The organism is Streptomyces sp. NPDC101118 (assembly GCF_044759445.1).
Taxonomy (GTDB): Bacteria; Actinomycetota; Actinomycetes; order Streptomycetales; family Streptomycetaceae; genus Streptomyces.
Map to the genome: position 1 here is coordinate 1 of NZ_JBIVZG010000007.1, position 14,619 is coordinate 14,619.

General features: G+C 73.2%; 9 protein-coding genes. 3 read left to right on the plus strand and 6 right to left on the minus strand.

The window, feature by feature from the left end; all coding sequences use genetic code 11:
• From ACIQUQ_RS14170 to ACIQUQ_RS14180, 3 genes are all read left to right on the plus strand, one after another.
• Positions 1-2,079, plus strand: a 2,079-nt coding sequence (locus ACIQUQ_RS14170) for a CDP-glycerol glycerophosphotransferase family protein (protein ID WP_403975153.1), incomplete at its 5' end; no start/stop codon positions are given.
• Positions 2,045-3,217, plus strand: coding sequence for a glycosyltransferase (locus ACIQUQ_RS14175; protein ID WP_403975156.1), 1,173 nt, complete (start codon positions 2,045-2,047; stop codon positions 3,215-3,217). The genes ACIQUQ_RS14170 and ACIQUQ_RS14175, both read left to right, overlap by 35 nt.
• A 153-nt stretch (positions 3,218-3,370) precedes the next feature.
• The gene (locus ACIQUQ_RS14180) at positions 3,371-5,269 is read left to right on the plus strand and encodes a glycosyltransferase family 2 protein (protein ID WP_403975158.1); all 1,899 of its coding nucleotides are present in this window, start codon (positions 3,371-3,373) and stop codon (positions 5,267-5,269) included.
• A gap of 6 nt (positions 5,270-5,275) precedes the next feature.
• On the opposite strand, the gene galE is transcribed toward ACIQUQ_RS14180, so the two are convergent.
• The 6 genes from galE to ACIQUQ_RS14210 all read right to left on the minus strand — a co-directional run bounded on the left by galE (position 5,276) and on the right by ACIQUQ_RS14210 (position 14,583).
• Positions 5,276-6,274 (minus strand): UDP-glucose 4-epimerase GalE, encoded by a 999-nt coding sequence (gene galE / locus ACIQUQ_RS14185; RefSeq protein WP_403975160.1) that lies wholly within the window; start codon positions 6,272-6,274, stop codon positions 5,276-5,278.
• Between the two features lie 70 nt (positions 6,275-6,344).
• A complete protein-coding gene (locus ACIQUQ_RS14190; protein ID WP_403975162.1) occupies positions 6,345-8,018 on the minus strand; it encodes a glycosyltransferase family 2 protein in 1,674 nt (557 codons plus the stop codon).
• Positions 8,019-8,168: 150 nt separating this feature from the next.
• On the minus strand, positions 8,169-9,611 hold the full coding sequence (gene obgE / locus ACIQUQ_RS14195) for a GTPase ObgE (RefSeq protein WP_403975164.1): 1,443 nt from the start codon (positions 9,609-9,611) through the stop codon (positions 8,169-8,171).
• A 158-nt stretch (positions 9,612-9,769) separates the two neighbouring features.
• Entirely contained in the window at positions 9,770-10,024 is a 255-nt protein-coding gene (gene rpmA / locus ACIQUQ_RS14200; RefSeq protein WP_008738950.1) for a 50S ribosomal protein L27, read from the minus strand.
• A 14-nt stretch (positions 10,025-10,038) separates the two neighbouring features.
• Positions 10,039-10,359: a 50S ribosomal protein L21 gene (gene rplU, locus ACIQUQ_RS14205; RefSeq protein WP_399950765.1), complete on the minus strand. Its 321-nt coding sequence runs from the start codon at positions 10,357-10,359 to the stop codon at positions 10,039-10,041.
• Positions 10,360-10,545: 186 nt separating this feature from the next.
• Positions 10,546-14,583 carry a ribonuclease E/G gene (locus ACIQUQ_RS14210; protein WP_403975166.1) on the minus strand — a complete coding sequence of 1,346 codons (4,038 nt, stop codon included), beginning with the start codon at positions 14,581-14,583 and terminating at the stop codon, positions 10,546-10,548.
• Positions 14,584-14,619: the final 36 nt, after the last annotated feature.

Consider the following 14,619-nt stretch of genomic DNA (forward strand, 5'->3'; position numbering starts at 1 on the left):
CTGCGCGACCTCCCCCTCCTCGACGACGACTACCGCCACGAATTCGCCCAACTCGCCAACGGCTACCTCGACACCATCCACCCCGACGCCTACGACCACGTGCAGCCCCTCCAGGCGATCTGCGCCTACCTCCTCAAGCAGGAGGACTGGGACAACCTGCTGCCGACGGCCGAGGCGCTCACCAACAAGGGGCGGCTGACCTCGCCGCTGGCCGAGCGCGACGGCCGGATCTACTGGTGCGCCGAGCACCTCGACGACGCCGAGGCCCGCCGGATACTGGACGTCACGGAGGACGGCTTCCACACCCGTCCGCTGACCGCGCTGACCCTGGGCAACCGGCTCACCTCGTACGAGGACGACGGCCGCGGCACGGTACGGCTCTCCGGCGAGGTCGTGAACCCGCTGGGCCGCATCAAGCCGGACGCCAAGCTGAGCGCCGCCGTGGAGTTCCGGGCCCGCCGCCAGATCGGTGTGAAGTCCTTCCGCTTCCCGGCGACCTCCGTCCGGCACGAGGGCGGGACCATCGCGTGGTCGGCCGAGGCGGACGTGGCGCACAAGGTCCGCCCGCTGGGCATCATCGACGCGGTCTGGGACGTGCGGCTGGTCCTCACCGCGGGCGGCGACAAGCTGACCACCCGCGTCTCGGTGGGCGGCACCGACCTGGAGTCGGCCCGCTCGCTGCGCGTACGGCCCCGGCTGACCCGCATGGTCGCCGACCGGTTCGTCCCCGAGATGACCAAGAAGGGCAACCTCTCGTACGTGCTCACCGCCGAGGGCAAGGCCGCGGTGCGCACGACGGAGCTGCTGGGCGACGCCATGCAGTCGAAGGCGGCCGGGGTGCTCAAGAAGGGCCTCAAGCGCGCCCTGAAGGCCAAGCGGAACTTCGGCTCCGGCGAGCAGAAGATCAAGGTCTACCACGACGTCTTCTCGAAGCTGCCGGTCAAGAAGGGCCTGGTCGTCTTCGAGAGCCACCTCGGCAAGCAGTACAGCGACAGCCCCAAGGCCATCTACGAGGAGATGCGCCGCCAGGGCGTGAAGTTCGACGCCGTCTGGTCGTACGCCGGCAGCGCGAAGGGCTTCCCGAAGGACGCCACCCTGGTCAAGCGGTGGAGCTGGCAGTACCTGCGGGCGCTGGCGCAGGCGGAGTTCTGGGTGGACAACCAGGGCTTCCCGCTCAAGCTCACCAAGCGCCCCGAGACCACGTACATCCAGACCTGGCACGGCTCCGCACTCAAGCGCATGGGCTTCGACGAGCCGCGCATCAAGGCTCAGGGCCGCTCGGGCCAGGACGCCTACCAGGTGGCGCTCGACCGCTTCGACCACTTCCTGATCCGCTCGGAGCACGACACCCGCACCCTCGCCAAGGGCTTCCGGCTGAAGGAGTCGGTGCTGCTGCGCACCGGCTACCCGCGCAACGACGAGCTCGTCGCGGCCCACCGGAACGAGACGGAGAGCGGCGAGCGCGTCCGCGGGCCGCTGGCCGCCGAGCTGGGCATCGCCCCCGACAAGACGGTGCTGCTGTACGCGCCGACCTTCCGGGCCGGTCCCGACGGGGCCGTGCGGGGCTTCGAGCTGCCCTTCGACGTGGAGCGCTTCGCGGAGGAGCTGGGCGACCGCTTCACGCTGCTGATCCGCACCCACTACCTCAACAGCGTCACGCTGCCCCCGTCGGTGCGCGGCAAGGTCATCGACGTCAGCCGGCACCACGACATCAGCCCGCTGCTGGCCCTGGCCGACGGCCTGGTGACGGACTACTCCTCCGTGATGTTCGACTACGCGGTGCTCGACCGCCCCATGATCTTCTTCGCGTACGACTACGCCGAGTACGTGGACGACATCCGCGGCACGTACTTCGACCTGAAGGAGAAGGCGCCCGGTCCGGTCGTCTCCTCCGCCGACGAGCTCTTCGAGACCGTGGACGGCTTCGAGGACACCGCGGCGAAGTTCTCCGAGGCACGGCAGCGGTTCCTCGCCGAGTTCGGCGAGCACGACCGTGGCGACGCGGCGAAGCAGATCGTCGAGCAGTTCTTCACCAGGGGAGCAAGTGACCGATCAGACCCCACGGCCGGGAGGCCGTGACCTCTTCCTCGTCTGCAACAGCGTGGACGAGCTGGGCGGGGTGACCACCTGGTCGCACCAGATCGCCCGGCTGTTCACCGAGCGCGGCAACCGCGTCCACGTCATCGGCATCGCGCCGGTCGAGGAGCACCTCCGCCAGGAGCTCCCGGCCGGCCTGCCGTACGCGACGACCACGCTCTACGAGGAGAGGCCGCCCAGCATCCCCCCCATAGAGGGTCTGAAGGGGAGGCTGAACGCGGCGGAGCGGGCCCGCCGCGCGTCCCGCGCGTCGCAGATGCGCGCGAAGGCCGAACAGCTGTCGGAGATGTTCCGGGCGGCCGGCCCCGGCGCCGTCGTGATCGTCACCCAGGTGTGGGCGATGGAGTGGGTGGCGCTGGCCGACACCAAGAACGTCACGCTGATCGGCATGAGCCACGAGTCCTTCGAGGCCAGCAACAAGTCCTCGCGCGGCGGCCGGGTGCGCCGGTACTACCGCGACGTCGACCGGATGCTGGTCCTCACCCCGGAGGACGCCGACCGGTGGATCCGCGCCGGGATGGACAACACCGGCAGCATGCCCAACCCCCTCCCCTTCCTGCCGGACACCCCCGCGCCGCGCACCGCCAAGGTGGTCGCGTCCATCGGCCGGCTCTCCGACGAGAAGGGCGTCGACCTGCTGCTGGACACCTGGGCGGAGGTCGCGCCGAAGCACCCCGGCTGGACGCTGCGCATCTACGGCGCCGGCGGCGACGAGCCGCTGCTGCGCGCCCGCTGCACCGAGCTGGGCCTCGACGACTCCGTCGCGTGGATGGGCCGCACCGGCGACGTGCTCGGCGCCCTCACGGGCGCCTCGGTGTTCGCCCAGGCCTCCCGCGCCGAGGGCTTCCCGATCACGCTGCTGGAGGCGATGGCGGCGGGCGTGCCGTGCGTCGCCTTCGACTGCGCCCCCGGCGTCCGCGAGATCGTCCGGCACGGCGAGGACGGCCTGCTGGCCCGGGTGGGCAACACCATGGAGCTGGCCTCCCACCTCGACCGGCTGCTCTCGGACCGGGAGCTGCGCGACCGGTTCGGGGACGCGGCCTTCCACAACGTGAAGCGCTATGCCAGCAGCGAGATCATCGACCGCTGGGAGGCGCTTTTCGCGTTCCTCCAGCGCTGAGGAGGACGAAAAGGCCGATAGGCCCGGTTTCCGGCAAAGGATCTTTCGGGCACGGGCGACGGGTCACCATTTGAGCAGTGGTGGCCCGTCGTCCTCGTCCGTAACCTCGGGTTGCAGGAAGCAGTCTGGGCACAAACCCGAGGAAGTAGCCACATGGGCCCGCGCGTCAGTGTCATCGTCCCGGTCCACAACACCGAGAGATACCTCCGGCGCTGCTTCGATTCCGTGGCCGCCCAGACCCTCGGGCAGGACCGGATCGAGGTCATCGCCGTCGACGACGGCTCGGGCGACGGCTCGGGTGCGTGGCTGGACGCCTGGGCGGAGACCCACCCGAACGTGAGCGTGGTCCACCAGCCCGCCTCCGGCGGGGCGGGCAGGCCGCGGAACGTGGGCATCGAGCGGGCCACCGGCGAGTACCTGTTCTTCCTCGACTCCGACGACTACCTCGGCACGGAGGCCCTGGAGCGGATGGTCGCCATGGCCGAGGAGCAGGGCTCGGACGTGGTGTACGGGCGGATCGTGGGCATCGGCGGCCGCCCCGCCCCCGTGGACCTGCGGCTGAACAGCCCGGACGTGAGCATCTTCGACTCCCCCGTCTACTGGACCCTCGCCGCCTACAAGCTGTGGCGCCGCACCCTGATCGAGAAGCACGGCCTGCGCTTCACCGAGGGCTACCTGATCAACGAGGACATCCCCTTCGCCGCGCACGGCGTCCTGCACGCCGAGAAGATCTCCGTGGTCGCCGACCACGACTGCTACTTCCTGGAGGGCCGCGACGACGGCAGCAACGCCAGCCGCCAGGACGTGGACTGGGTGCGCCAGCTGGCGTACGTCTCCGGGATCCTCGACATGGTGGCCGCGCACGTCCCCGAGGGGCAGGACCGGGACAAGCTGATGGAGCGCCACTTCCACGGCGAGGTGCTGAGCATGTTCGGCGCCCCCTACCTCGCCCGCGACGAGGAGGGCCGCCGGGCCATGGCCGGGGCGGCCGCCCCACTGGTCGAGAAGTGGATGACGGAGCGGATAGCCACGGCACTGCCGCCGCGCCTGCGGCTGCGCGCCCACTGCCTGCGCACCGGCGACCTCGCGCAGCTCACCGCCGCCGTCGAGGCCGACACGGCCCGTGAGCTGGGGCCGGCCGTCATCGAGGGCGACCGTGCCTACGCCGCGTACCCGGCCTTCCGCGACCCCGCGGCCGGGATACCCGACGAGGTCTTCGACCTCACCTCCCGCATCACCCTGCGGCACCGCCTCACCGACCACCACTGGGACGGCCCGGTGCTGCGGCTGACCGGCACCGCCCGGCTGGAGGGGCTCGGGCCCGCCACCGAGCAGGGCGCCGGGATCCTGTTGCGGCGTCAGGGGTACACGTACTGGGTGCCCGCCGAGACCGACGAGGACGGCCACTACACCGCTGCGATCGACGTCGGCCACGCGGCCGACGGGGGCCCGCTGCCGGACGGCATCTGGACGATGCGCGTCACCGCGGCCGCCGGCGAGCTGGTCAAGGACGCCTGGCTGCCGCGGCCCGAGGGCGCCGCGTACGACGCCCCGCCCGAGCCCAGGGTCGTGGACCGCGGCCGGGCCGCCGGGCCGACGGCCGTGACCGTCTTCCACTCCGACCCGCACCGGCACGTGAACCTGGACGTCGGCGCCACCCGCTACCCCCTGGGCCGCGATGCCCTGGGCGCGGTGCACGTCGGCCCGCTGGGCCGCACCACCGTCGAGGCCTCCGCCACGGTGCCGGGCTGGCCCGCGGACGCCCCGGTGCACCTGGTGCTGACGGCGCCGGGCAAGGCGCCCTTCGTGACCCCGGGCCGGGGCTCCAGCTTCGGCGAGAGCAAGGTCTCCGCCGCCGCCGGCCTGCGGGGCGTGCCGGTGGGCACCTGGGAACTGGCGCTCCGGCTGGAGCACCGCGGGTTCCTGCGGGACCTGCCGGTGCGCGGTGCCGACGGCGAGCGGCTGCGCGTCACCGTACGGCCGTCCGTGCCGCAGCGGCTGGTGCGGAAGGCCCGCAGGACGCTGGGCCGGGCACGGAGGACCGTGGGCTGACGAGCCTCAGATGATCTCGGCGCCGGCCGGGGCGCGGTGCATGCCCCAGCCGGCCCAGGCCGAGCCGATCATGTCGCGCACGTCGTGCCGGGCCTTCCAGCCCAGCTCGCGCTCGATCAGGTCGGCTGAGGCCACGACGCGGGCCGGGTCGCCGGGGCGGCGCGGGGTGACGAGGGGCTCGACGGTGTGGCCGGTGATCTCGTTGATGAGGTCGACCATCTCGCGCACGGAGGCGCCCTCGCCGCGGCCGATGTTGACGGTCAGGTCGCGCGCGGTGCCCGCCGCGGCCCACTCGGCCAGCTTGCGGGCGGCGACCACGTGCGCGTCCGCCAGGTCCTCGACGTGGATGTAGTCGCGGACGCAGGTGCCGTCGGGGGTCGGGTAGTCGTCGCCGAAGATGCGCGGCGCCTCACCGGCGTCGAGCCGCTCGAAGACCATCGGGACGAGGTTGAAGACGCCGGTGTCGGCGAGTTCCGGGGTGGCCGCGCCCGCCACGTTGAAGTAGCGCAGGCAGGCGGTGGAGATGCCGTGGGCCTGGCCCGCGGCGCGCACCAGCCACTCGCCGGCGAGCTTGGTCTCGCCGTAGGGGCTGAGCGGCTTGCAGGGCGTCTCCTCCGTCACGAAGTCGACGTCCGGCATGCCGTAGACGGAGGCGGAGGAGGAGAAGAGGAAGTTCTTCACGCCCGCGTCCGCGACGGCCTGGAGCAGGACGGTGAGGCCCTGGACGTTCTCGTGGTAGTAGAACAGCGGCTTCTCGACGGACTCGCCGACCTGCTTCTTGCCCGCGAGGTGCACCACGCCGGTGATGTGGTGCCGCCGGAGGGTCTCGTCGAGGACCAGCCGGTCGAGTACGGAGCCGACCACCAGCGGCACGCCCTCCGGGACGCGGCGGGCGTCACCCGTGGACAGGTCGTCCAGCACCACGACGCGCTCGCCCGCGAGCTGCATCGCGCGGACCACGTGCGAGCCGATGTAGCCGGCGCCACCGGTGATCAGAAAGGTCATTGTTACTCCTGATTCCTGTCCTTGCGGGTCTCCGCGGTCCCTGCGTGCCGCGGGGTCGGCAGCGGTGTCGTCAGCCCGCCGAGCCTGCGGCCCTGGCCATCCGGGCCCGGCCCAGCCGGTTCCTGACCAGGCTGACCGTGCCGTGCATCCCGGGGGCGAGCCGCATCCCGAGCGAGCCGGAGTTCGTCACGTAGGACTGCACCAGCAGCACACCGTACCTTCTGCTGGGGACGGCCCGGCGGCTCAGCCGGTTCCCCGAACAGCGCAGGGATGCGAGCAGCGTCTCGCCGCCGGCGCACTCCACGCGCAGCTGGACCTGCCATATCTGCAGGCCGGGGCGGCCGCGGCGGCGTCCGGCGCGGGCCAGGGCGGTGAGGCCGACCGGCAGGTCCGCGGTCCAGGAATCCGGACCCGCGGGGGTGAGGGGCGTGGAGCTCCCGACGTGCGGCTCGTCGCTGCCGCGGGTGCGGAACTCCAGCCGGGCGGTACGGGGGGCGGCCGCCGCCAGGCGCCCGTACAGGTCGTGGACGCGGACCCTGATCCGGCCGTCGACCCCGGTGACCAGCTCGGCGTCCACGGTGACGGGCAGCCGGTCCGGCGCCAGCTCGTCGAGTCCGTCGAGCACGGCGGTGGGCAGCTCCTCGCTCCACACGGCGGTGCCGTCGGCGTCCCGCGCGTACGGCGGGAGCAGCCGCGGCGGTTCGGCGGCGAACGCGACCAGCCTGGCGATGTCGGCGGGTGGGGGGTCGGTGGCGCGCAGCACGTTGACGATCCAGCGGGCGGAGGCGTCCGCCGCGGCGACCTCCGACGGCAGGAAGCCGGCGAGGTACTCGCGGGTCAGCGTCCACCAGGCCTGCTGGTACTCGGGGTCGGTGCCCAGCTCGCGGAGGTACATGCGCAGGTCGTACTCGAGGAACTTGACCCGGCAGGCGTGGACGAGGGCGTCCGCGCCGGCGTGCCGCAGGATCTCGACGGCCTTGTGGTGGGCGTCGACCCGGGCCCGCCAGTTGCCGATGTCGGCGCGGTCCAGGGAGATGGAGACCTGCGCGGCGCTGCGGCGCACGTGCCAGACGTAGACGAGGTCCGGGATCACGGCGATGCGCGGGGCGGCGGCGAGCACCTGTGCGGTGAAGACGAAGTCCTCGTAGATGAAACGACCGTCGGGAAAGCGGATCGAATGCTTGTCCAGGAAGGAGCGCTCGTAGAGCTTGTTGACGCACAGGGTGTCGCGGACGAGCTCGGGCTTGTCCGCGGGCCGCTCGATGACCGCGGGAGCCTGGTACAGCCCGGGCACCCAGGGCGTGTCCTGCCCCTGCGGGAGCTCCCGGCGCACGCAGGCGCCGACGGTCACCGGCGCGTTGTGGCGCAGGGCGGCGCGCAGGAGGGCCTCGGCCGCCCCCTCGGGCAGCACGTCGTCGCTGTCGAGGAACAGGACGTACGGGGCCGACGCGGCGGCGATCCCGTCGTTCCGCGGGGTGCCGCAGCCGCCGCTGTTCTCCGAGCGGTGGATCACCCGCAGGCGCGGGTGTACGGCGGCCAGCTCGTCCAGCACCTGGGCGGTGCCGTCGGACGAGCGGTCGTTCACGGCGATGACCTCGGAGACCACCGGGCCCTGGGAGAGGGCCGACCGTACGGCCTCGCCGACGAGCCGGGCGTCGTTGTAGGCGATCACCACGACGGCGACGCTGCCGTCACGGGCGGAAGGCGCAGTTCCGCCCGGGTGCTGAGGGAGCACGTTACTCACCCCGGGATCCTACGGGAGCCCGGTGAACAGCCCGTTCCACCCCTCGGCCGGAGCCGGCGCCGGGGCACACGACGCGGCCGGGGCCGGGCGCACACCGCAGCCCCGGGCCGGGCATACGCCGTACGCCCGGCCCCGGGATCACGCGGACCGTCAGAAGGGACGGAACTCGTCGAACTCGCGCTGCACGTCGTCGCGGCGCGCCTCCTTCTCGCGGCGGCGCTGGGTCGCCGGACGCGGGGCGTCCAGGCGGTGGTCCTCACCACGGCGGCCGAGCATCTCGGCACCCGCCGTCAGCGTCGGCTCCCAGTCGAAGACGACCGCGTCCTCGTCGGAGCCGATGGCCACGCCGTCGCCCGCCCGGGCACCGGCCTTGACCAGCGCGTCCTCGACGCCGAGGCGGTTGAGGCGGTCGGCCAGGTAGCCCACGGCCTCGTCGTTGTTGAAGTCCGTCTGGCGCACCCAGCGCTCCGGCTTCTCGCCGCGCACCCGGTACACGTCCTCGGCCTCGTCGTAGGCGACGGTGAAGCCGGCGTCGTCCACGGCCTTCGGACGGATGACGATGCGGGTCGCCTCCGCCTTCGGCTTGCGGGCGCGCGCCTTGGCGACGATCTCGGCCAGTGCGAACGACAGCTCCTTGAGGCCCGTGCGGGCGACCGCGGAGACCTCGAAGACCTTGTAGCCGCGCTCCTCCAGCTCGGGACGGATCATCTCCGCCAGGTCCTTGCCGTCGGGGATGTCGACCTTGTTCAGGACCACCAGGCGCGGGCGCTTCTCCAGGCCGCCGCCGTACAGGCGCAGCTCCTCCTCGATCACGTCGAGGTCCGAGACCGGGTCGCGGTCCGACTCCAGCGTCGCGGTGTCCAGCACGTGCACCAGCACCGAGCAGCGCTCGACGTGACGCAGGAACTCGAGGCCGAGGCCCCGGCCCTGGCTGGCGCCCGGGATCAGGCCCGGCACGTCGGCGATCGTGTAGACCGTCGAGCCGGCGGTGACCACGCCGAGGTTGGGGACCAGAGTGGTGAACGGGTAGTCGGCGATCTTCGGCTTCGCGGCGGAGAGCACGGAGATCAGCGAGGACTTGCCGGCGCTCGGGTAGCCGACGAGGGCCACGTCCGCGACGGTCTTGAGCTCCAGGACGACGTCGCCGGCGTCACCGGGCTCGCCGAGCAGGGCGAAGCCGGGGGCCTTGCGGCGGGCGGAGGACAGCGCGGCGTTGCCGAGGCCGCCGCGGCCGCCCTGGGCGGCGATGTACGTGGTGCCCTCGCCGACCAGGTCGGCCAGGACGTTGCCCTGCTTGTCCAGGACCACCGTGCCGTCCGGCACCGTCAGGACCAGGTCCTGGCCGTCCTTGCCGGAGCGGTTGCCGCCCTCGCCGGGCTTGCCGTTGGTGGCCTTGCGGTGCGGGCTGTGGTGGTACTCCAGCAGCGTCGTGATCGACTGGTCGACGGTGAGGATCACGTCGCCGCCGCGGCCGCCGTTGCCGCCGTCCGGGCCGCCGAGCGGCTTGAACTTCTCCCGGTGAACGGAGGCACAGCCGTGGCCTCCGTTACCCGCGGCGACGTGCAGCTCGACGCGGTCCACGAAGGTGGTCATGGGGGGTGCCTCCGATACTGAGGGGTGAATCAGGCGAAATGTGGGTGCAGTACTGCACCCATGGAAACGCGCCGAGGGCGGACCCGCTTCCCGGCATGGCCAGGAAGTCTGAGATCCGCCCTCGGTGGGTGCTGCGTGTCGTTCCGCTGACGCCTGGATCAGGCGGCGGGAACGATGTTCACGACCTTGCGGCCACGGTGGGTGCCGAACTGCACCGCGCCGGCCTGCAGGGCGAACAGGGTGTCGTCGCCACCACGGCCCACGCCCGCGCCGGGGTGGAAGTGGGTGCCGCGCTGGCGGACGAGGATCTCACCAGCGGAGACGACCTGACCGCCGAAGCGCTTCACGCCGAGCCGCTGGGCATTGGAGTCGCGACCGTTCCGGGTGGACGATGCGCCCTTCTTGTGTGCCATGTCTCAGTCCCTCTTTACTTCGCGGCCGACGGGATCGCGGTGACCTTGATCGCCGTGTACTGCTGGCGGTGACCCTGGCGACGGCGGTAGCCGGTCTTGTTCTTGTAGCGGAGGATGTCGATCTTCGCGCCCTTGTGGTGGTCCACGACCTCGGCCTGGACCTTGATGCCGGCCAGGACCCACGGGTCGCTGGTCACGGAGTCGCCGTCGACAACGAGCAGGGTCGAGAGCTCGACCGTGTCGCCAACATTGGCAGTGGAAATCTTGTCAACCTCAACGATGTCGCCGACAGCAACCTTGTGCTGGCGACCACCGCTGCGCACGATGGCGTACACGCGGATCTCTCTCTCACTCGGGACGGAACCCCTGAAGCCAGCCGGCCCCGGCCGATGCACGGGCGGCCTCCCCCACGCCGCGAGGCCGGGAGGTGTGGTGCTCAGGAGTGCGGCGTGCCTCAGACACGCCGACGGTCAAGGTTACGGGGCCCGGTTTGAGAGGTCAAACCGGGCCCTGTGAACCGGTCAGGCGTCGGTGGAGGCCGACACGGAGGGCAGCGTCTGCTGCTCCGCCGCGGCGGTCTTCTTCGTCGCCTTCTTGGCCGTGGTCTTCTTGGCCACCGTCTTCTTGGCGACCGCCTTCTTCGCGGTGGTCGTCTTCTTGGCGGCGGCCTTCTTCGCGGGGGCCTTCTTGACGGCTGCCTTGCGGGCCGTCTTCTTGGCCGGAGCGGCCTCCTCGGCCTCCACCGGAGCCTCGGCCTCCGCGGCGGCCTCGGGGGCCTCCGCCGGCGCCTCGGCCGCCGGGGCGGCGACGACCACGACGGCCGCCTCCGCCGCACCCGCCGGCGAACCGGCAGGCGCGGTGGCCTTACGGGTGGCACGGCGGCGCGCACGCGGCGGCGCGGCGGTCTCCGCCACCGGCGCCTCGGCCTGCGCGGCCTCCGGCTCCTCAGCGGCGGCCGGAGCCTCCGCCACGGGCTCGGCGGCCACGGGCTCGGCCACTGCCACCGGCTCGGCCGCCGGTACGACGACCTCCGCAGCGGCCTCGGCGGCCTTCGGGGCACCCGCCGGAGCGGTGGCCTTCCGGGTCGCGCGGCGACGCGTACGGCCCTTGAGGGCGACCTCCTCGGCCGACGCCTCCACGTCCTCCGGGGCGGCGCCGACGGCCTCGACCGTCTCGGCGACCGCGACGGCCTCCGCGACGACCTCGGCGGCCGGCTCCAGCACCGTGTCCACGGGCTCGGTGACCGGCTCGTCCATCACCACCGGGGCGGCGACGACCGGAGCGGTCGCCTTGCGGGTGGCCCGGCGGCGCGAGCGACGGCCGCGCACCGCGGCCTCCGCCTCGGCGGCGCTGCTGTACAGCTCCTCGTCCGGGGCGAACGCCGGCTCGGGCAGCGCGACCGGCGCCGCGGCCTCGGCCGCGACCTCCGCCGCCGTCTCGACGGCCTCGGCGGACTCGCCCGCCACGGTCTCGACCTCGTGCTCGTGGTCGTGGCCCTCGGCACCGCCGCGGCCGCGCCTCTTCGCACGCTTGCCGCCGCCACCGACCGCGGTCGGCTGCTCCATGTGCACGATCACGCCGCGGCCGTTGCAGTGGACACAAGTCTCGGAGAAGGACTCCAGCAGACCCTGGCCCACCCGCTTGCGGGTCATCTGGACCAGGCCCAGCGAGGTGACCTCGGCGACCTGGTGCTTCGTACGGTCCCGGCCCAGGCACTCCAGCAGGCGCCGCAGCACGAGGTCCCGGTTCGACTCCAGCACCATGTCGATGAAGTCGATGACGACGATGCCGCCCAGGTCGCGCAGCCGCAGCTGGCGCACGATCTCCTCGGCCGCCTCCAGGTTGTTCCGGGTGACGGTCTCCTCGAGGTTGCCGCCCTGGCCCGTGAACTTGCCGGTGTTGACGTCGATGACGATCATCGCCTCGGTCTTGTCGATCACGAGGGAGCCGCCCGAGGGCAGCCACACCTTGCGGTCGAGCGCCTTGGCGAGCTGCTCGTCGATCCGGTACGTGGCGAAGATGTCGACCTCGGAGGTCCACCGCTGCAGGCGGTCTGCCAGGTCCGGCGCCACGTGGTTGACGTAGCCGTGGATGGTCTCCCACGCCTCGTCACCGCTCACGATGACCTTGGAGAAGTCCTCGTTGAAGATGTCGCGGACGACGCGGACGGTCATGTCCGGCTCGCCGTACAGCAGCGACGGCGACGAGGTCGTCATCTGCTTCGACTTCTTCTGGATGTCCTCCCACTGCGCCTGCAGACGCTCGACGTCGCGGCGCAGCTCGTCCTCGCTCGCACCCTCGGCGGCGGTGCGCACGATCACGCCCGCGTCCTCGGGGACGATCTTCTTGAGGATGGTCTTCAGACGCGCGCGCTCGGTGTCGGGCAGCTTGCGGCTGATGCCGGTCATCGAGCCCTCGGGCACGTAGACCAGGTAGCGGCCCGGCAGCGAGACCTGCGAGGTCAGACGGGCGCCCTTGTGGCCGATCGGGTCCTTGGTGACCTGCACGAGCACCGACTGGCCCGACTTCAGGGCGGACTCGATGCGGCGCGGCCCGTTGGCCAGGCCGAGCGCCTCGAAGTTGACCTCACCGGCGTACAGGACGGCGTTGCGGCCCTTGCCGATGTCGATGAACGCGGCCTCCATGGACGGCAGCACGTTCTGGACCTTGCCCAGGTAGACGTTGCCGACGTACGAGGTGGCCTGCTCCTTGTTGACGTAGTGCTCGACGAGCACGTTGTCCTCGAGGACGCCGATCTGGGTGCGCTCGCCGTTCTGGCGGACGACCATCACGCGCTCGACGGCCTCACGGCGGGCCAGGAACTCGGCCTCGGTGATGATCGGCACGCGGCGGCGGCCCTGCTCGCGGCCCTCGCGGCGGCGCTGCTTCTTCGCCTCCAGACGGGTCGAGCCCTTGATGGACTGCACCTCGTCGGAGGGCTCGGCCTTCTCGCGCGCCGGACGCGGCTCGCGGACCTTGACGACGGTGCGGACACCGTCCTCGTCGGTGGCCTCGGCCTCGCCCGCGGTGTCGCCGGACCGACGGCGGCGGCGACGGCGACGGCGGCTGGAGCTGCTGCCCAGGCCCGCGGCGCCCTCGTCGGCCTCCTCCTCGTCGTCCTCGTGCCCCTCGGCCTCGTCGGACTCCTCCGCCTCCTCGTCGGCGGACTCCTCCGCCTCGGCGGCCTCGCCACGACGGCGGCGACGGCCACCACGGCGACGGCGGCGCGCGGGGCGCTCGTCGCCCTCGGCCTCGTCCTCCGCCTCGGCCTCTTCGAGCTCGGCCTCGACGGCCTCCTCCTCGGCCTCGGCCTCGGGCTCCTGCTCGATGACCGGCTCGGGCTCGGCGGCACCGCCACGGCGGCGACGGCGACGGCCGGACACCGGCGCGGGCGCCTCGACGACCTCGGTCTCCTCGGTCTCCTCCACCTCGGCCTCGCGCAGCGCGGCGGCCTCGGCGGCGGCCTGGGCCGCGGCGGTCTCCGGGGTCTGGAACATCGGCTCGGTGAACACCGGCGCCTGGAAGACGGCCACGGCGGGGCGCGCCGCACGGCGGGCGGGCGCGGCCTGCTCGGCGGCGGGCGCCTCGGCGCGGGCCTCGGCCCTGGCCGGGGCGGCGGCACGGGTCGCGCGGCGGCGGGTACGGCCCTGCGGGGCGTCCACGGCGTCGGCGACGGTCACGGTCTTCGCCGGCGCGGCGGCGGCCGGGGCCTCGGCGGCCTCGGAACCGGCGGCGGGGGCGGTGGTGGCGCGGGTGGCGCGGCGGCGGGTGCGCTTGGGAGCGGCGTCCTCGACGACCGGCTCGGCGACGGGCGCCTCGGCAGCCGGGGCCTCCGCCTCTTCGGCGGCCTCGTCCTCGTCCTCGGCCTCGACGGCCGGAACCTCCTCGGCCACCGGCGCGGCGACGGCGCGGGTGGCACGGCGGCGCGTGCGCTTGGGGGCGGCCTCCTCGGCCACCGGCTCGGCGGCGGGCGCCTCGGCGGCCGGGGCCTCCACGGGAGCCTCGGCGGCGGCCGCGTCCGCGCCCGGGGTGCTCACGGCGCGGGTCGCACGCCGGCGCGTGCGCTTCGGAGCGGCGTCGTCGGCCACCGGCTCGGCGGCGGGCGCCTCGGCGGCCGGGGTCTGCGCGGGAGCCGCAGCCGGGGTCTCGGCGGGGGTCTCCTCCGCCACCGCGGCGGTGGTGGCGCGGGTGGCACGGCGGCGCGTGCGCTTCGGCGCGGCCTCCTCGGCCACCGGCTCGGCGGCGGGCGCCCCGGCGGCCGGGGCCTCCACGGGAGCCTCGGCGGCGGCCGCGTCCGCGGCCGGGGTGCTCACGGCGCGGGTCGCACGCCGGCGCGTGCGCTTCGGAGCGGCCTCCTCGGCCGCGGGGGCCTCGGCCGGAGCGGCCTCGGCGGCGGGGGCCGGAGCGGCCTCCTCGGCGGCGGCCGTCACCGGCGTACCGCCGGGAGGGCCGGCCGGACGCGACGCGGCCCGGCGCCGGCGGCGCGGGGGCAGCGTGTCGCTGGGGCTTTCGTCGGCATTGCGCTGCGCCGACGCGTCAGTCGATTCGTACTCGAGCATGCGGGCGGTTCTCCCGTCACGCTCCCGGGCGCCACG